We start from the raw sequence: 19,999 nt of genomic DNA, 5'->3' as shown, positions 1-19,999 counted from the left end.
CGTATTTTTAAGAAGATAAACCTGGATACATGCATGTTAATTTATGGCCGGGGATGTTCCGGTATGTGTTTCGTGGCACTGTTTATATGCTGTTATTCAGCTCATGGACCGGGAGCAGCTGTAAAAGCGCCCGGTTAGTGCAGGATGCAAACAGCGTACGCCAGGAATCAACGTCGCTCAGAGAGCAGATTAGCATCAACAACGACTGGAAATTTTTCCGGTATACCGGGGAGCCGGATAAACTGATCTATGATGTGCGCCCCGAGGTGACCGACCGGAACGATAATGTGGTAGCAGATTCAAGGCCAACTGAATCGGTGGCAGTGAATGCCTCCTCGCAGGTATTAAAGAATTGGATACTGCCTTCCGGCAATGATTTTATTGCCGATCCTGCCAAACAACATCAGCGCCCGCAAGGCAAACCCGGCGCTGATTTTCCGTTTGTGCAAAACAATTTCGACGATCATAACTGGGAGTCCGTACAACTGCCGCACGACTGGGCCATCAAAGGACCGTTTTACAGCGAGCCCGATGCCATCGTCGGCGGTGGAATGGGCAGGCTGCCTGTTCACGGAGTGGCCTGGTATCGCAGGAAACTGGATATCCCTGCTGCCGATAAAGGAAAAGTTATTTACCTGGATGTTGATGGCGCCATGTCTTACACCATGGTTTGGCTGAATGGCCACCTGGTAGGTGGATGGCCTTATGGCTACAACTCCTTCCGCCTGGATCTCACGCCTTATATCAATCCCGGCGGGGATAATCAACTGGCAATACGGCTGGACAATCCCACTAATTCAGCCCGCTGGTACCCCGGCGGAGGCATCTACCGCAATGTGTGGCTCACGAAAGTAAACCCGGTGCAGGTGGCACAATGGGGAACATTTGTTACCACTAAAAATGTTTCTGCCTCATCTGCTACTGTTGATGTGGTGGTTCAGGTCAGCAATAAATCGGACCATGAGCAGCAGATCGAAGTAATCACGGACATCTTCACTGCCGGGGAAAAAGTAGCGACCATACCTGCATCAGCGGTTATCCTGAAAGCCGGCGCCACGCACAAGTCAGCAGGTTCCGTGATACTGCAACATCCGCAGCTGTGGGGGCCGCCGCCAACGCAAACCCCCAATCTTTATACAGCGGTTACACATATCATCTCCAACGGCAAGCCGGTCGATGAATATCGCACCGGTTTTGGTATCCGAGCACTTACATTCGATGCGGTAAAAGGACTACTGGTAAATGGCGCGCCTGTTCGCGTACAGGGCGTTAACCAGCACCACGATCTGGGCGCATTAGGCGCGGCGTTTAATGTACGGGCAGCAGAAAGACAGCTGGAAATACTCCGGGAACTTGGCTGCAATGCCATCCGGCTGGCGCATAATCCACCGGCGCAGGAGCTGCTGGATTTAACAGACCGGATGGGCTTCCTGGTAATTGATGAGATATTTGATAACTGGGAAAGGAAAAAAACACCGCTGGATTTCCACCTGATTTTTCCCGACTGGTATGAACCCGATACCAGGGCTTTTATCAGGAGAGACAGGAATCATCCTTCGGTGATTGCCTGGAGCTTTGGGAATGAAGTAGGGGAACAGTATACAGCGGAACAGGGAGCCGCGATTGCAAAAAAGCTGTATGATATTGTAAAGGAAGAAGATAGTACCAGGCCGGCCACCGCATCTATGAACTATGCAAAGCCGGGAATGCCTTTTCCCGCTGTAATGGATATATTGAGTTTGAATTACCAGGGAGAAGGAATACGCGATGCGCCTGCCTATCAGCAATTGCAGGGCATCCGTACATCACCGCTTTATCCCGCCTTTCAACAGCAATTTCCCGGTAAAATGATCTTCAGCAGTGAAACCGCCTCCGCATTGAGTACCCGGGGCACGTATTTATTTCCGGTTTTTGAGGGGATCAGTGCGCCTGTTGGTGAAGGAACGGGCGGCAGCGGTAAGCTGCAACAAGTAAGCGCCTATGAGCTTTATACGGCTGCATTTGGTGCATCGCCCGATAAAGTATTTGCATCGCAGGACAAGCATCCTTATGTAGCCGGCGAATTTGTATGGTCGGGTTTTGATTACCTTGGAGAACCCACGCCCTATTATTCCGCACGTAGTTCTTATTCCGGCATTGTAGACCTGGCCGGGTTTAAAAAGGACCGCTTTTACCTGTATCAATCCCGGTGGCGGCCAGACTATAAAATGGCGCATATCCTGCCGCATTGGACATGGCCGGAGCGCGTGGGCGCCATCACCCCGGTACATGTGTTTACATCGGGAGACGAAGCGGAGCTGTTCCTGGATGGAGTATCCCTGGGCAGAAAGAAGAAAGGTCCTTATACCTATCGCCTCCGCTGGGACAGTGTTGTTTATAAACCCGGTGTGCTAAGCGTGGTGGCCTACAAAAACGGCGCGGTATGGGCTGCCGACACGGTAAGAACAGCCGGTGAGGCGGCGCAGTTGCAGCTGATCGCCGACCGGGATAACATACGCGCCGACGGAAAAGATCTTTCATTTATCACCCTCCGTGTACTCGACGGCGCAGGTGTACTGGTACCGCGGGCCGGCAACCGGATCCGCTTTGAAGTATCCGGACCAGGCGAAATTGTCGCCACCGATAACGGTGATCCGGCCGACCTGCAATCTTTTTCTTCTACAGTAAGAAAAGCATTTAACGAGCTGGCGATGGTCATTGTCCGCGCAAAGCCGGGAACAACGGGACCGATAAAAGTAACGGCGCAATCACCCGGCTTAACGCCGGCACAGGTGATATTAAACGCGCCATAGTAGGCAACATTTCTTGAGTAAAATAGAATCGCTATGTTAATGCATGAAACCATGCGCTGGTTTGGACCGCATGATATCGTTAGTTTAAAAGACATCCGGCAATCTGGTTGTGCCGGTGTTGTTACCGCGTTGCATCACATCCCGGTGGGAGATGTGTGGCCGGTGGCAGAAATTCAGCAGCGGAAATCCCTCATTGAAGCCGAAGGCATGAGCTGGACGGTGGTGGAGAGCCTGCCCGTAAGTGAGGACATAAAACGGCGCAGTGGCCATTACCAGGTTCATATAGAAAATTATAAGAAGAGTTTGCAACACCTTGCCGCCTGCGGTATTCAGGTGATCACCTACAACTTCATGCCGGTGCTGGACTGGGTTCGTACAGATATCAGCTACACCATGCCCGATGGAAGTAAAGCGCTCTACTATGAACGTGCCGCTTTTGTAGCCTTTGATCTTTTTATGCTGAAAAGAAATCAGGCAGAAAAGGATTACAGCGCCGCTGAAATTGAAGCAGCGGAAAGATGGATGTATGCGCATACCGAAGCACAACAAAACGAAGTATTCCGGAATGCGTTGCTGGGGCTGCCGGGCAGCACCGGGCGCTTTTCGCCGGAAGAAATTCTGGCAGCGCTGGAAACATATAAAGATATCGACGCCGCCACATTAAGGGAGCACTTAATGTATTTTTTGAAAGAAGTGGTGCCGGTAGCAGAACAACTGGGGCTGAAGATGGCCATACACCCGGATGATCCGCCGTATGCTGTGTTGGGATTACCCCGCGTGGTGAGCTCGGAAGCGGATTTGCTGGACATAGTGAAGGCGGTTCCTTCATCGGCAAACGGGCTGTGTTACTGTACCGGCTCACTGGGCGTACGGCCGGGTAACGATCTTACCGGGATCATTCAACGATTGGGCGCACACATCCATTTTCTTCACCTGCGCAATACCCGGCGCGATGAATCCGGGAACTTTTTTGAGGCAGCTCATTTAGATGGCGATGCTGATATGGTGACTATAGTGCGTGAATTATTACTGCTGATGCAACAGCGGAATATTTCCCTGCCGGTACGGCCTGATCATGGCCACCAGATGCTGGACGATTTGAACAAGACCACCTATCCGGGTTATTCCTGCATAGGGCGATTGAAGGGGCTTGCTGAACTCCGGGGGCTGCAAACCGGTCTAGCCCGTGTGCTCCAGCTGTAATGCGCTGCTTCGTATCTTAAAACGAGGGGCGCTCTATCAGTTTGCAGGGGTTTTTTAAATGCTGTTTCTTTTTATTAAGCACCATGTTAATGATATCGGTCCCCATCTTTGTAAAATCAGTGGAAATGGTGGCGATACCATTGGCGGCAATTTCTTTAATGGGGATCTCATTATAGGAAATGATGCCAATATCTTTTCCAAGCTTAAAGGATAACGCGGTGATCCGTTTTACAAGATGCACAAGATCCCCGTCGTGTACCAGTATATATAGTTCCCCGGTTGCCAGTGGCTTATTGCCAACATGTGTAACCACCGCTGAGGGGAGACCGGATTCCCGGCAGAACCGCCGGAAGCCATTCTCAATTTGTTTGAGGTTATAGAAGGCAGGCCCCATTACCAGGACCAGCTTGTTGTACTTGCGACGGATCTTTGTTAAGTGCTGCTGCAACACCTGGTGAATATCTTCATGGAAATACTGGCAAACAGAAGGATACCTGGCGCCCCAGTCGCGGTAACCAAGATCAAGAATATAAACCTTCTGCTGCGGCAGTTGCTTTAATGAAGCAGCAATGTCTTTATCTTTAATAGGCATAATAATGTACGCCGTGTATTTGCCATTACTTTGCGCCAGCAGTGTATTAAACAATGCCACGTTGTTATGGTGGAAGTAAATATTCACTGTGCCTTTGCCGGCTATCGTGTTTTTAATGCTTTCATATATTTCTTCTTTATAGGCCGTCAGGCTGTTGAACAATACAAAGATGTTGTGCCTCGATTGTGTATTTGTGCTGGCTACAAAAAATCCTTTATACTGCACCGCTGATACCAGTCCTGCCTGTTTCAGGCTGCGGAAGGCCTGCATAACGGTTTTAGGGGCAATGCCGGTGTTGTCGCTCACCTGGTTTACAGAAGGGAGCCTGTCACCGATCTTTAACTGGTTGTTGTCGATAGCATTGATAATAGATTGTATGATCTGTTGATATTTGGGGGCCTCGGAAGTGTGATCGAGTGAAATAATTGACTTCATATGTTGCGATGTTTATTCTTCAAATAACCAATCCAGGCGCTGAACGCTGTCTGCCGCGGCACCGGCGCTGATCTCCTGTTTGCCATCCATAAATCCCAATACCAGGCAGGCGCCTTTACCCAATATAAGGGTATGCTTCCCTGCATCAAAATAATACGTGTGCAGGTTCACCGGTGGAAGGGATGGAATGGTTAAGGCATGCGCCATCCTGATGGCGGCTTGCCCGTGATCGTCGGCGCTGGCATCTGTTTCCAGGTCAGGTGGCCGCAGGTAGTTTTTTTCTTTCGTATCAAAATACCCTATCACCGCTTTTACAGGTTGTGTATTACTGAATTGAAGTGTAGTGCCTTTTTCCTGTTGCTGCTGCATGGAAAAGGGCAATGCCTGTAAGCCGCTTAATGCCTGGTGGGCGGTTTGTATGCGGAAGTCCTTATCTGTGAACGGGCGTTGTTGCGCCACCGGCTGATAGTACCCGTTAACAGGATGTAAGAAGTTGACCTGCGCCGGGTGCAACCGGGTAATTATCGTGTGTCCGTTAGCGTTGCTGCCATGTTGTGGTATATTTTTGAGTGAATCAAGATGTTGTTTGAAGTTGCGTAATTCTGCTTCATAATATGGCAGGAGCTCTACCCATGTTTTATTTTTTCCGTTATCACCGCCAACAGGCACTTTTCTTTGCTGGGTTTGCATGCTGTTGGCATAGAGATAAGTATCTTTTGTAAGATCTGCCAGCTCTTTATAGTGTACCACGCTTTGTTGCAGAAAGGGCAGGGCTTTCTGCAGATCGTTGTTATCATGCGAATACCGGTACCGCAATACATATAAGGCCGCCTGTACTTTCGCATTAAAGTAACGGGCCAGCGCCTGGTAGCAGTACATATCATTTTTTATGCGCGCAAATTCCGCGGAGTTTTGCTGCACGTTGGCAGCTGCTTTTTCAATAGCTGCTACGGCGCGGTCGCCGTGTTGGATAATTTCCGTAATGACCTGCACAGGTGTTTCTCCGGTATGCGACTGATGTAGCCATTCTTTTTCAGCATAGGCGGTCAGCGTTTCTCCTGCAGGACCGTCGGAGTCATACAGGTCGGCCCATACACGCCACCTCGAAGGATTCACCAGCTGGCTCATCAGCATACCCAGCGTGAGCGTTTGCCTGTTACCGTTAGTAATGCCAAAACGCCGCAGGAGTTTGGGCGCTATTTCCCCGGCCTGTTCATAAGCTTCCAGTATATTCTTACCGGATTCCCGGCCGCCGAATTGCGCATCCAGTAAGCCGCTCCAGTAACGGTCTTCTTCCTCCCGGTTGCGGTGGCAGTTCCAGGCATACCGCGCCCAGGCCTGGTACCAGAGCCAGTCGCGATCTACCTGCAACAAACGCGGTGTTGCCTTATCCGCGGTATATGGCCAGTCCCAGTAAGACGCCTGCGGATACAGGTGCAGGCCGTTGGCCCCGTGGATGCTGTGCATGGCCTGCACGCATTTTTGAATGAACGCAGTGGCGCCATACCGGAAAGGTTCCAGGTTGGCGAGGATATGTACATTGTCGATGTCAACAGTCAACCGGCTAAGATCCCGGTGCATGGCGGCCCATGGTCCCCGCGGGGTATAGGTGGTTAATGCTTCGCCGTTGTATTTATTTTCGGTATAGAGGTTAGGATATAACGGAAGGGCTGCCTGCATTACCTGTTGCGGATTGGTATCATGTCCGCGCAGCACAATAGGCGGGAGGGTGGTTTTGCCTAATGCGCGTAACCCATCCTTTACACCGGGGATAATGGTTTCCGTAAACCATTTCACATCATCTTCATCACTCATGGCTTCTCCCAATGTTACCAGCAACCCTACGTTGGGATACTCCGCTACAAAGGCGGCAATGGACTTACGGGTGTAATCTGAAATAAGCGGTGTTACCGGCCGTTTGCGGTCCTGTGTAACAAGACCATGCTTTTCTGCAAAAGGTTTGGACAGGATAATATTGTAAAACATCTGGATCACCCATATGCCGCGTTTATCGGCTTCCGTTGTCAGGAAATGATACATGTCCCTGTTCTTCCGAAAGGTGGCGCTGTCTACTTCCACCGCATAGGGATAATCTTTCAGGCGCACCAGCGATGCAAACGGATGACCGTTCCACAGGTAGAGGGAATTCATGCGGTTGGCGGCGAGCATGTCCAGGTATTGAATCCACAATGCCTTATCATAAAACCACGGAAATTCCTGTGGCGTATAGGGATATTCATATACATTCCTGCCAGGCAGGTAAGTGGTTTTTTGTATACCTATGCAGGTGCCGCGCAATACCATTTCCGGTTGGTCGGTGATGTTTAGCCCGGTGGGTAACGCCCCCGCAGCGCGGATCCTGCCGGCCATTTCGAGGCAGCCATATAAGGTGCCGCTGTTGTCGGCGCCTGCAATCAGCGTATGTTGCTTACCGGTAGTGATCACAAAACCTTCTTTACCGGGTGTGTTGTTAAGGGAGAATTTAAACTGGCGTATAGCCGTTTGGGTAAGTGTATCAACAAGTGCGCCTATTACTATCGTGGATGCATCCGTAGGCAGGTTGCGCTGCGTGCTGGTTTGTACATGGTACCCGGCTGCCTGAAGGGCTTTGCTTAATTGTTCCATGCCGTATTGCACCCTGGCGGCAGGGTGGGTGCCGGTTACCAGCCATATGGATTTGTCACGGCCTGCCTGGCCGGAGGCATATAACGGTAACAGGCCAACGAAAAAGAGAATGCTGAGAAGTCGCTTCATACCTGTTTAGTTCGTAGTGCTGATATTATTTCCTATTTCTTCCAGTGCCTGGCGGTTCAGTTTTACGCGAACCATACCGATGGGATGAAAACGTTTATCATTATTAATGGCGGCATATAGTATGGTATAGTGGTCGTTTCCTTCCGGTATCAGGCAAAGCGGCGTTCTCATGATATCCCACCACTTTTTTACTTTGGCCTGGATCGGTAAGTAACGTGCAGCGGTCCAGTGAAGGCCGTCTTTGGAAAGCGTATAGCCCATCATGTTAGGAAGGTGTAATCCGAACCCTTCCGGGCCGCCATCGAAAATAGCGATGTATAGTCCGTTGGGCAGTTTGCTTACAAGCGGGTTTTCAACAAACCAGGGATGAATGGAAGTCACGGGATTTATGCTGCTGTCCATGCGGGTCCACGGCCCTTCCAGGCTAGAAGACCGGGCGAGGCCGATGAACCAGCCTTTGCCTAATTTTGCGGGATAGTCTTCCTGCCTGGCGTAAGGATAGGCGCCTGCATAAAACGACAGCCATTCCTTCCCAACAGGATACGGAAAAAAGGAAGCTACGCCCTGGCGGCCCTCCCAGAGTTGTGTATCCAGGCCGGGTTCCATCACGATGCCTTTATCCGTATAAGGTCCGCCAATGCCCTCAATGCCTTTTTTTACCGATTCCGCGCGCCAGATCCTTCCAAAGGAATGATTCGGCTCAATATCTTTATGCACAGTATAGGCAAGGTAATATCCATACCAGCGTTGATGTGTTTCGCTGTATACAGGGATAAACGACCACAGTGCCGCGCGGCGGTCATTTATAGGATTATCGTCTGCTGTCAGCGCATATTGCCCGCTGGCCTGGTAAAGTGTTTTCTGCCGTTTCCAGTGTATGGCGTCCGTGCTGGTCCAGTGCCCGATGCGTGTTTTCACCCGGTCGTAGTACGGCGGCATACCTGCCTGTCCTGCTCTTTCGGTAGGAAACAAATGATAGGTGCCGTTCACCTTCACACAGGCGCCTCCTTCAAAACCGCCCTGGATGCCGGTTGTACCGGGCATGCCTTCATTGATCACCGGGGTATCGGGACCGTCTATAATATCAAACAGTGGTGTTTCAGTTTTAAAAAAAGGGGAACCTGCCTGTGCATGGTTCCCCTGCGATTGGGACATTTGTTGCCCGTTCTCGTTCACGTTATGATTAGAGTCTTTAAGTACAATCCTGAAAACATAGGCGATGTCGGAAGGTATCCTGGTTTTCGCAGGAATCGTGAGTGCCAGTCCCTGTTCCTCCATGCGGAAAGGACAATTCTCCAGCGATTTTAATCCCAGCAGTTGAAGGGATTGTATGCCGCCGCCCATACTGGCGTTGTTCAGCGCCTTCAGGTGCACCGTCTTGTTATCGCCCGGCCAGTCCAGGAAAACAGCATACAGCGTATCTCCTTTACGCGTGTAGTGTACCCGTTGACCCTCTCCGGTGGTTTCTCCGTACACACTGAAAGGACGGGTGCCATAAATTGCTTCGCCATTGGCCCACATCCATTTGCCTACCCGGAACATTACTTCCTGCTGGTTTTGCGGAATGCGGCCGTCGGATGTTGGAGATAAGTTCAGCAGCAGTTGCCCGTTCTTGCTCACCACTTCAATGATCTTATGCACTATTTCTTTTGGGGAGCGGATCTCCATTCCTGCTGTATATCCCCACGACAGGGCAAAGCCGGTGCCGATGGAATAATCGCACAGCCAGGGTTGGGCGATGATGTGGTCTGGATTGCTGTTTTCATGATCCACCATCCCGATGGCTTCCGGTATATCATTCCCTTTGTAGGTCATTGTCACCTCCTGTCCGCGTTGCCCGGCATCATTAAAGTAATGCGCCAGGTATCCTTTGATGTATTGCTCCGGGATATTTTCCAGCCAGGAGTCAAAATACATGATGTCGGGATGATATTTATCCACTACTTCATTACACTTTCCCTGCCACATCTTCAGCCATGCCTCATGCGGCATGGGCGTGCCATATAGTTTGGCATATTTAGGATCTGCCGCTGCCCATCCGGGTTTGGGCTTTACATAACCGTAGTTCAGTTCATGATGCAATGACACGAAAAACTTCATGCCTCTTTTGCGGATGGCTTTTTCCAGTTCCCCTACCACATCGCGGTGGGGGCCCATTTGTTTGGCGTTAAAAGGTGTCAGTTGGCTGTCCCACATGGCAAACCCGTCGTGATGCTCACCTACAGGCCCGGCAAACCGCGCCCCGCTTTTTACAAACAGGTCGGCCCATTCATCTGCATTGAAATATTCCCCTTTGAACATCGGGATAAAATCATGATAACCAAATTTTGACAGTGGTCCATATAATGCGATATGTCGCTGATACGTGCCCAGTTTGGAATAACCCGAATCGGCATGCATGTGCGAATAGTAATGTTCATTATTATATGCAGGAACGGTGTACACTCCCCAATGGCAGTAAATACCAAATTTCGCATCACGGATCCATTCCGGCACTTCTTTATGTTGCTGAAGTGAATTCCACTCAGGTTGATAAACAATATTTTTTTGAGCAGATGATAACTGGTAAAATAAGATGATCAATAGCAGTAGTAACCCCTGCCGGTATTTAAACAGCATTGTATTCTTCATAACCTGGATTTAATGAAACAGCAGTCAGGATTGTAAGAGGAAGACCAGGTTGATAATAAAAATATAAATAGTGAATGTGACGGGTAAACTTTTTTTAATCACCTCAACTTTTACCAAGATAGTGTTTTTTATGAACTATGGTATACTATGGTATACTTTTTTCCAAAATAGATTCCCGGCAACGATGCCGGCAACGATTGCGTAAAAAAAAACGGGTGATATACCTTTTTTAAGTAAATATTTTTCTAGCTTGATCCCAGGATATACTCCTCAAAAATTCCGGGGGTAATTATCAGAGGGGAACAGCGTCTCTGATTGTAAAGGAAAGACCATAAAAATTCCTTTGTTATGAAAAATAGAAATTCCATTCCTGTCTGCAATGTTATTATTGTCTGATAGACACTAATCTATTCTGTCAACTCTTATTGTCCATCTAAATCATTCAATCAATGATTAATCAGCTACTTCCTGGTAAGCCATTTACCACAGGGGCGATCCTATTACTGCTATTCTTTTATATATGTGCCTGTATCCCTGCTGTATCTGCGCAAACGGCAGCCCCTATCACCGTAAGAGGAAAAGTATTATCAGATAAAGGAGAAGAAATTCCCGGCGTCACCGTCCGCGTTAAAGGCGTTTCAAAAGGCTCCATCACCAATGCTGATGGCAATTACACCATCCAGGTGCCCAACGGCAAATCGGTGCTGGTGTTTTCTTTTATCAGCCACGCCCCGGTAGAAGTAGCGGTGAACGACCGCCAGGTGGTGAACGTCACCATGAAAAACGGCACCACAGATCTCTCCGAAACAGTAGTAGTAGGGTACGGCACACAAACAAAAGGACACTTAACCGGCGCCATCACTACTATCAAAGCCAAAGAGGTGGAAGACCTGCCAGTAGGCAATCTTGGCGCCGCACTGCGAAGCCGCGTGCTCGGCCTATCCGTGAGTGGAGGTACCGCACGGCCAGGCTCACAGGCCACATTAACGATCAGGAATCCTGCCACTTTCGCGAAAGATGGTGGCTCCACCGACCCGCTGTATGTAATCGACGGCGTGATCCAGGTGACCGGCGACGGTAAAAATGATGCGGAACAATTCAATAACCTCGACCCCTCCGAAGTGGAAAGCATCAGCATCCTGAAAGATGGTTCAGCCGCGATTTATGGCTCCAGGGCGGCAAACGGCGTAGTGCTGGTAACTACCAAACGCGGCCGCGCAGGCGCCCCCAGGATCAGCTACAGCGGCTCTTATGGTATCAACGATGAAAGCTACCGCACCAAAATGCTGAGCGCCTATGGCTATGCACAGTATATCAATATCATGAACGGACCCTATGGTGAAAATAAAGACACCACAGATCAGAATGCGTTTTTCTCCGCCGATGAACTGGAACATTTTAAAACAATTAACCACGACTGGCTCGATCCCGTGTGGCAAAGTTCTTCCAATACCCGCCATACACTGAACATCAGCGGTGGCACAGAAAAATCTACCTTTTTTGCCAGCGGATCCTACTATTCGCAAAATGGCAATTTAAGCAGTCTCGATTATAAAAAATGGACCTTCCGCGCAGGCGGGGATATCACAGTGGCTTCAGGATTGAAGCTAGGATTGCAGGTATCCGGCAACTGGTCGGACCAGGTGAGAACCTATAACAAAATAGGCAACGAAAACGAAGAAAACGACTATCGCAACCTGCTCCTCGCACCCCGCTATATCCCGTCTTACGTAGATGGATACCCGGTGAAAATACCAGGCAGTGATAAACTCTCCGGCTATCATTTTTACGAAATTGAAAGATTGAAGAATCTCTCAGAAACAAAAGACAAAACACTCGCGGTAAATGCATACGCGGAATATGAACTCCCTTTTCTGCAAGGATTAAAGGCCAGGGTGAACTATGCACGCTACTTTACCGGGACAAACGCTTCACAGATAGGCACCACCTATAAGCTCTATGACTTCAACCGTACCGGTACAAACGCACATATCTATGATGACGGGGCCACCGTGAAATTACCGGGCGCAACATACGAAAATGGTAACCGGCTTTATTACTCCAACTCAAACGGAGAATCAGAACAGGTGAACTTCACGCTCAACTATGCCCGCGCATTCGGCAAACATAATATCAGCGGCCTGTTCTCTGTTGAAAAAGGAGAAGCCTATGTAAAACAGGAAGATGTATGGAAAGAAAAGCCCATAGCCGGTACCAATGGCCAGTTTGGCAGCGCTTTCGGCGCCATCGATGGCAGAACATCAGGAGCAGAATCCGGTACACTGGGTTATATAGGCCGCATTAATTACAGCTATGCAGACAAGTACCTGGCGGAATTCCTGTTCCGCACAGATGCTTCCACCCATTTCGCACCCGAAAATTACTGGGGTTCATTTTATTCTTTGTCAGCCGGCTGGGTAATCTCCAATGAATCTTTCTTTAAATCTTCTACAGTTAATTATCTCAAATTAAGATACTCCGCCGGCCTGTTGGGTAAAGATGATACAAAGGCATGGCAATGGCGGCAGCGCTACAGCTTCCAGGGCGGGAAAGGAGCCGTGTTTGGTGGTAATGCAGATGTAACAACAGGTATGAAGATGGAAGCCTCGCCTAACAGGAATGCTACCTGGAGTAATGAGTTCAAAAATAATCTTGGTATAGACGCGCGTTTCCTGCAAAACCGCCTCTCCCTTACCATGGAAGGATTCTATAACAAGGGAACGGATTTATTGATGGAAAGAACCGCTACGGCGCCTCTCACCGTAGGCGGAAGTGTGGCGGCAGAAAACTGGGGCAAGATGGACTTCTTCGGCTATGAAGTAAGCCTGGGCTGGAACGACAGGATCAGTAAAGATTTTAGTTATGGTATGGATGCGCGTTTTTCCTGGTATGATAACAAATGGAAACAGGGAAATTTCGCCGCCACAGATGCTTACTATCCCTGGAATAAACAACAGGGACAATCGGATGATAACGGCATGTGGGGATACGATTACCAGGGCATGTTCAAAACCCAGGGAGATATTGATGCTTATGTAAAACAATATAACATCACTTCCGTGTTTGGCACAGAAGCAAAAGATCTGAAGCCTGGTATGTTATACTACCGCGATGTAAGAGGAGCGCTGAAAACAGATGGCACCTTTGGAGGACCGGATGGTATCATTGATGAAAATGACCAGATCCGGCTGGCGAAAAAAGCCAATAACCACTACGGCTTTGGCTTCACTTTTAAAGCCAATTATAAAGGCATCGGCTTCGATTGCGTAATCGGTGGCTCTTTCGGTGGCTGGGCAGAAATTGACGGTGATTCCAGGGAGAAGATGGATAATGCCATCGAACGGAACTTCCAGAGCAGACCGGCTTACTGGGAAGATATCTACGATCCGGAAATAAATCCCAATGGAAAATATCCAAATCCAAACTGGGAAAGTATTAGTCTCGACCGCGCTTCTGCCTTCTGGAAAGTAAGCGCTTTCAGAATGGGAATGAGAAGCGTGAACCTGAATTACAGCCTGCCTCCGCGCGTTATTAAGGCATTGCGCATCAATAACGCCCGTTTTATCTTGTCGATGCTGAACCCGGTACAGTTCTTCAATCCGTTCGACTATAAAGCAGCGGAAGGCGCTTATGATGTTTTTCCAAACCTGAGAACTTATTCTTTAGGTGTTAATCTGACACTCTGATTCGTTTACGAATTGATCTATAACGTTATGATAAATAAAATCATGAAATATAGTAAAACATTAATCGCCACCGCCTTCGTGTTGTCGGCGCTGGCAGCCTGTAAAAAAGACTTCCTCGAAGAGAAGCGTGATCTGGGTGGTGTAAACGAGCAGGTATTCCAGGATTCTACACTGGCCCAGGCTTATGTGGACTACATATACGGTATGTTCCTGCCTGCGGGTAATGCGCAGTCGCTCGCCTGGAACCTCGCTACCAACAACAACCAGTTTACGCAAACAACAGAGGAATTGCCAGGTGAAACCAACTGGAACAAATTATGGCCGGCTGTTTCTTACCTGAATGCACACGCACTGCCTTATTTCGGCGTGCCGCTTGCGTCAGGCGTTAACAACAACACCTGGACCAGAATGAAGCAGATCAACCTGTTCCTCGACCAGGTAGATCAATACGGCCTGCCATTGTATACCCGGAACAAACTAAAGGGACAATTATATTTCTGGCGCGCCTGGCAGTACTTCGACCTCATAAGACTTTACGGCGGCGTTCCGCTAGTGTTGCACGCGCAGGACCCCATTGTAGGGGCAGGAGAAAACCTCCAGATCCCCCGCAGCGCCAGCTCGGCATGTATTGACCAGATCTCGGCAGATTTGGATTCGGCCATGGCCATGCTGCCGGGCAAATGGCCCTCCGGCGCCGATTGGGGAAGAATTACCAGCGGTGCAGCGGCAGCCATGAAAGGCCGTGTGCTGCTTACCTGGGCAAGCCCGCAGTTTAACCGTAACAACGACAAGGCCCGTTGGAAAAAATCGTATGATGCCAATCTCGCTGCGAAGTTGTTACTGGAAGCCAACGGGTTTGGCTTATATAAAACAGGCAACCTGCCCGATGGCACTGCCTGGGAAAATATGTTCCTGGCAGAAGCCAACAACCCCGAAGCCGTACTCGTGTTTGGATTTAATAACGTGATCTCCGACCAGGTGCAGAAATGGAACGGATGGGAAAATGCAGCCAGGCCCAAAGAGATATTTGGCGATGGTTCCCTGAGTCCTACCAAACAAATGCTGGACGCTTTCCCAATGAAAGATGGTAAAATGCCGGGACAATCATCTTATACTTACGAGGCTAAAAAGTTCTATAAAAACAGGGATCCCCGTTTTTATAAAACATTCGCTTATAACGGCAGCATGTGGCCATTCAAGGAAAATTCAAAGTATCGGCTGTGGACCTACCGCTGGTTTGCCAATGCCTCGGCTGCAACACCGGCTTCCACCACGGAGCAGCGCGGCACTAACAGCAGCGGCGTGTATATCCGTAAAGCAACTACGGGTAACGCCAGCAATGCAGTGGGCAACTTTAAAACCAGCGGCACCGATTTTATAGAACTGCGTTTTGCAGAAGTAATCCTTAACCTGGCGGAAAGCGCCATCGGCATGGATAACATCGGCGAAGGACTGGATTATGTTAAAACGATCAGGGAAAGAGCAGGCGTGGAAAACCTCGATGGCGCATATGGCTTAAGCGGTATCGCTGGCGCTGATCCGGCTTTTGCGGCTGTACTGAACGAAAGGAAAATTGAACTGGCCTACGAAGGAAAACGTTTCTGGGACCTGCGGCGCTGGTTGCTGTTTAATAATGATAATGGCACCTGTGCCCGTTTGGGCGTTCCGCCTTTAAATGGCACCCGCAGAACGGGCATTTTTATCTATGTAAAAAATACCGATGGTACAAAATATACCGGCGCCAACAACCAGGACCCGCTTTATACGCCGCAACACGGCGGCAGCGGCAAAGTGCTGGCAGATCGTGAACCGGCCGCTTTCCCGCCGGGCATCAACAACCAGGATGAGTATGTAGATTACCTGTATGATAATTATTTTGAGGTGACAGAGAAAGATGACCTGGACCCGACTAAGAACGACTGGAAGTTTACCTGGTATAATCAATATTATTTCTTCGGATTAAATCAAACGATTCTTAACAATGCACCATACCTGGAACAAACCAAGGACTGGGATGGCTTTACCGGTCCGGGCTCTTTCGACCCGCTTAAATAAAGGAAATCAGCTTTAACAACAACCATAACAACAATGAAGAACAGAAAAGTATTTTTGCTGGCAGTAGCAGCAATTTGTGTATCGGTACAGGCGGCACAAGCCCAGTACCCCACCATACCAAAGCGCATACAGGACTCCAGCGAGGCAGCACTGAAAGAAGCGCAACGGCTCTCGGACGAAGCCTGGGCAAAAGCATTACCCATTATTCAAAAAGATGCGGTAAACGGTAAACCTTACATTCCCTGGGCTACCCGCCCTTATGATCTGCCGCAGGCAGATATTCCGGCCTTTCCCGGCGCTATGGGCGGTGGCGCTTATTCCTTTGGTGGCAGGGGAGGAAAAGTATACGTGGTAACCAGCCTGGAAGACCGTGGCCCCGGCACTTTACGGGATGCCTGTGAACAGGGAGGCGCACGTATCGTAGTGTTCAACGTAGCGGGCATTATCCGCCTGAAAAGTCCCCTTATTATACGGGCGCCTTACATCACCATCGCGGGGCAAACTGCGCCTGGCGACGGTGTATGCGTGGCCGGTGAATCTGTTTGGATCAACACGCATGATGTAGTGCTGCGCTACATGCGTTTCCGCCGCGGGGAAACCTACGTTGGCCGCAGGGACGACGCACTGGGCGGTAATCCTGTCGGCAATATCATCATCGATCATTGCTCTACCAGCTGGGGACTGGATGAAAATATTTCTATCTACCGTCACATGTACAATGCAGGAGACGGTTCACAGGATCAGAAGCTGGCAACCGTGAATGTAACCATCCAGAATACAATCTCCGCTGAAGCGCTGGATACCTACAACCATTCTTTTGGCAGCACATTGGGCGGCGAAAACGCCACCTTCATGCGCAACCTGTGGGCCTGCAATACCGGTCGTAATCCCTCCATCGGATGGAATGGCGTGTTTAACTTCGTGAATAACGTTGTGTTCAACTGGCGTCACCGTTCTGCTGATGGATCTGACTACCGCGGCATGTTCAACATGATCAATAACTATTATAAACCCGGACCTATCACACCAAAAGATGAACCGGTAGGCCACCGTATCCTGAAACCTGAATCCGGCCGCAGTAAGCTCGGCTATCATGTATACGGCAGGGCTTATGTGCATGGCAATATCATGGAAGGTTATGATAAAGTAACGAAAGACAACTGGGATGGCGGTGTACAGGTGGAAGATGAAGCAAATGCAGGACCCTACCGCGACAGCATGCGGGTGAACAAGCCTTTCCCGATGCCATCGTTCCCAATGATGTCTGCAAAGGAAGCATTTGACTATGTATTGAAAAATGCAGGCGCCACCCTTCCTAAGCGCGATGCCGTGGATACCCGCATTGTAGAACAGGTGCGTACCGGCAAGATCCAGTACAAAACTAATTCCGCTACCGATGTAGGCAGCGAGTTCCTGAAACGCCGGCTCGATAAAGAATCCTATAAAGAAGGAATTATTTCGGATATCAGCCAGGTAGGCGGATACCCTGTGTACAAAGGCACACCGTACAAAGACAGTGATCAGGATGGTATGCCGGATGAGTGGGAGAAGAAGCACGGATTAAATCCCAATGATGCATCGGACGCATCCAGGCTGGCTACCAACGGCAATGGATACACGAATATTGAACAGTTCCTGAATCACTCATAATTACAAAACCTCCTGAATGGGCCTTAAAGCACTTTCTTCCAGAACATACGTCTCTGCATTCTCCCTGCTGATGTTCATCACCTGTGCTAAAATACAGCACGGGTTTGATGAACACGGCGGAACAGAAAACACGGAAGCATTACCCGCTTTTCCGGGTGCGGAAGGCTATGGTAAATACGCCACCGGTGGGAGAGGCGGTAAAGTAGTGGAAGTTACCAATCTGAATGATGCAGGACCCGGCAGCTTCCGCCAGGCATTCCTGGAATATCCCGATGATCCCATCACCATTGTGTTTCGCGTGGGTGGCATCATTGAGCTGCATTCCGCCATTAAAGTACAGCGTTCCAACGTTACCGTAGCAGGACAAACAGCACCTGGAAACGGCATCTGCCTGAAAGGTCATTCGCTCATCATGAATGGTGCACGGGCTTTGAGCAAAGGAGGTAACCACGGCAATATTATTATCCGTCACCTGCGCTCCAGACCTGGTGCAACGCTGTCCACCGGCGTTTACGGCTTTGATATGGAAAACTGCCACAACGTGATCATTGACCATTGCTCTTTCAGTTGGGCCAATGAAGAATGCGCCGCGTTATACGACACAAAATATACCACGGTGCAATGGTGCATTGTGAGCGAAGGACTTTACAATGCCGGCCACGCAAAGGGCGTGCGTTCCTATGGGGGCGTATGGGGAGGGCAGTATGCGTCTTATCATCATAACCTTATCGCGCATCAGAACAGCCGTACCGTAAGGTTTAACGGCGCCCGTGCGCACGATACAACCGCACTGGTGGACTATCGCAATAATGTGATCTACAATTGGGGCAGTGCAGGCGCCTGTTATGGCGGGGAAGTGGAAATACCCGGAGGAAAGTCCACCGTAAACATCATCAATAATTATTACAAACCAGGTCCCGCTACTGCGGCCACCCGCAAATTTGTGGAGGCCAGCTATACCGCGGCTAAAGCGCTGGGCATCGGAAAATGGTATGTAGCCGGTAATATCATGGAAGGCAGTACCGGTATGACCGCGGATAACTGGCTGGGAACAGACCTCGCAAAGATCCCTGAAGCAAACAGGGGGGAAGCCCGGTCAGCGGCGCCTTTCCCGGTTACAGCCGTGTTGCCGCTGCAAAGTGCAAAGGACGCCTATAACGCGGTGCTCGCGGAGGCAGGCGCCACACGTCCCCAACGGGATGCAGTGGATGCGCGCATCGTAAAGGAAACACGCACTGTTACTGCCAGTGGCGCAGGTTCATCAGGGAAGCCCGGCATTATTGACCTGCCGGCTGCCGTGGGAGGCTGGCCTGCCTACACAGGTGCAGAGGCGCCGGCAGATACTGATCATGATGGCATGCCGGATGAATGGGAAAAGAAGAACGGCTCAGATCCGGGTAACCCGGACGACCGGAATGTTGTGAATAAAAAAGGATACACCAGGTTGGAAATGTATCTGAACAGCTTGTAAATAATACACGTGATATTTTAACTTGTGGAACCATGATCAATACTTTGGAAAATTTTATTAAGAAGAGATACCTGCTGTTGTTTGGAGTCCTTCTTTTTTGCCAGGCAGCTGTATTTGCGAGGCAGGCTAACACGGAGGATGACACAGCTTATATCCGCACCACCAATCAGCGGGCGGATAAAATTGTAGCCACCCTCGGCGTTGCCAATGCAGATAGCGCCCTGCTCGTACGGGACGTGATCGCGCAGCAATACCGCTATTTAAATGAAGTCCAGGCAAAGCACGACCAGGAAGTAAAGTTGGCTAAAGAACAATTTGCCAATGACAAACCGGCTTTAACCACACAGCTGAAAGGAATAGAAGATGCCACTAACCAGCAACTGGATAAAGGACATACGGGGTATTTGGAAAAGCTGTCGGCTTACCTGACTCCGCAACAGGTAAACCAGGTAAAGGACGGCATGACCTATGGCGTGCTGCCGCTTACCTACCGCGTGTATAATGATATGCTGCCCAATCTCACCACTGAGCAAAAAGCGCAGATCATGGCGTGGCTGGTGGAAGCGCGTGAGCATGCGATGGATGCGGGATCATCAGAGAAGAAACATCAATGGTTTGGTAAATACAAAGGAAGGATCAACAATTATCTTTCTGCTGCCGGCATCAATATGAAGCAGGCGGAAGAGGAATGGAAAAAAAGAAGTGCAGCTAAAGCTAAATAGTTGCGCAT

Annotated in this window: 10 protein-coding genes; 7 read left to right on the top strand and 3 right to left on the bottom strand. The window is 49.7% G+C overall.

Features of this window, described 5'->3' with window-relative positions; genetic code table 11:
• Positions 1-29 precede the first annotated feature (29 nt).
• Positions 30-2,792 (top strand): beta-galactosidase GalB, encoded by a 2,763-nt coding sequence (gene galB / locus QFZ48_RS30460; RefSeq protein WP_429065222.1) that lies wholly within the window; start codon positions 30-32, stop codon positions 2,790-2,792.
• 33 nt (positions 2,793-2,825) lie between these two features.
• The gene (gene uxuA / locus QFZ48_RS30455) at positions 2,826-3,995 is read left to right on the top strand and encodes a mannonate dehydratase (RefSeq protein ID WP_429065220.1); all 1,170 of its coding nucleotides are present in this window, start codon (positions 2,826-2,828) and stop codon (positions 3,993-3,995) included.
• Between the two features lie 16 nt (positions 3,996-4,011).
• On the opposite strand, the gene QFZ48_RS30450 is transcribed toward uxuA, so the two are convergent.
• The 3 genes from QFZ48_RS30450 to QFZ48_RS30440 are packed head-to-tail and all read right to left on the bottom strand — an operon-like array spanning position 4,012 to position 10,407.
• Complete coding sequence (locus tag QFZ48_RS30450; RefSeq protein ID WP_429065219.1) at positions 4,012-5,022, bottom strand: GntR family transcriptional regulator; 1,011 nt, start codon at positions 5,020-5,022, stop codon at positions 4,012-4,014.
• A gap of 12 nt (positions 5,023-5,034) precedes the next feature.
• A complete protein-coding gene (locus tag QFZ48_RS30445) occupies positions 5,035-7,776 on the bottom strand; it encodes an alpha-d-galacturonidase (RefSeq protein ID WP_429065217.1) in 2,742 nt (913 codons plus the stop codon).
• A 6-nt stretch (positions 7,777-7,782) separates the two neighbouring features.
• On the bottom strand, positions 7,783-10,407 hold the full coding sequence (locus QFZ48_RS30440) for an alpha-L-fucosidase (RefSeq protein WP_429065215.1): 2,625 nt from the start codon (positions 10,405-10,407) through the stop codon (positions 7,783-7,785).
• A gap of 449 nt (positions 10,408-10,856) precedes the next feature.
• Here QFZ48_RS30440 and QFZ48_RS30435 point away from each other — a divergent pair, with 449 nt between their 5' ends.
• Genes QFZ48_RS30435 through QFZ48_RS30415 form a run of 5 tightly spaced genes read left to right on the top strand, consistent with a single transcriptional unit; the run spans position 10,857 to position 19,991 of the window.
• Positions 10,857-14,093, top strand: coding sequence for a SusC/RagA family TonB-linked outer membrane protein (locus tag QFZ48_RS30435; RefSeq protein WP_429065213.1), 3,237 nt, complete (start codon positions 10,857-10,859; stop codon positions 14,091-14,093).
• A 42-nt stretch (positions 14,094-14,135) separates the two neighbouring features.
• Complete coding sequence (locus tag QFZ48_RS30430; RefSeq protein WP_429065211.1) at positions 14,136-16,148, top strand: RagB/SusD family nutrient uptake outer membrane protein; 2,013 nt, start codon at positions 14,136-14,138, stop codon at positions 16,146-16,148.
• Between the two features lie 33 nt (positions 16,149-16,181).
• Positions 16,182-17,798: a polysaccharide lyase gene (locus QFZ48_RS30425; RefSeq protein WP_429065209.1), complete on the top strand. Its 1,617-nt coding sequence runs from the start codon at positions 16,182-16,184 to the stop codon at positions 17,796-17,798.
• A gap of 16 nt (positions 17,799-17,814) precedes the next feature.
• Positions 17,815-19,269 (top strand): pectate lyase, encoded by a 1,455-nt coding sequence (locus QFZ48_RS30420; protein ID WP_429046990.1) that lies wholly within the window; start codon positions 17,815-17,817, stop codon positions 19,267-19,269.
• Between the two features lie 32 nt (positions 19,270-19,301).
• A complete protein-coding gene (locus tag QFZ48_RS30415; RefSeq protein ID WP_429046991.1) occupies positions 19,302-19,991 on the top strand; it encodes a DUF3826 domain-containing protein in 690 nt (229 codons plus the stop codon).
• The last annotated feature ends 8 nt before the right edge of the window (positions 19,992-19,999 follow it).

It is taken from the genome of Chitinophaga sp. W2I13, assembly GCF_050434005.1.
GTDB lineage: Bacteria > Bacteroidota > Bacteroidia > Chitinophagales > Chitinophagaceae > Chitinophaga.
This window is presented reverse-complemented; position numbering and strand designations above follow the sequence as displayed.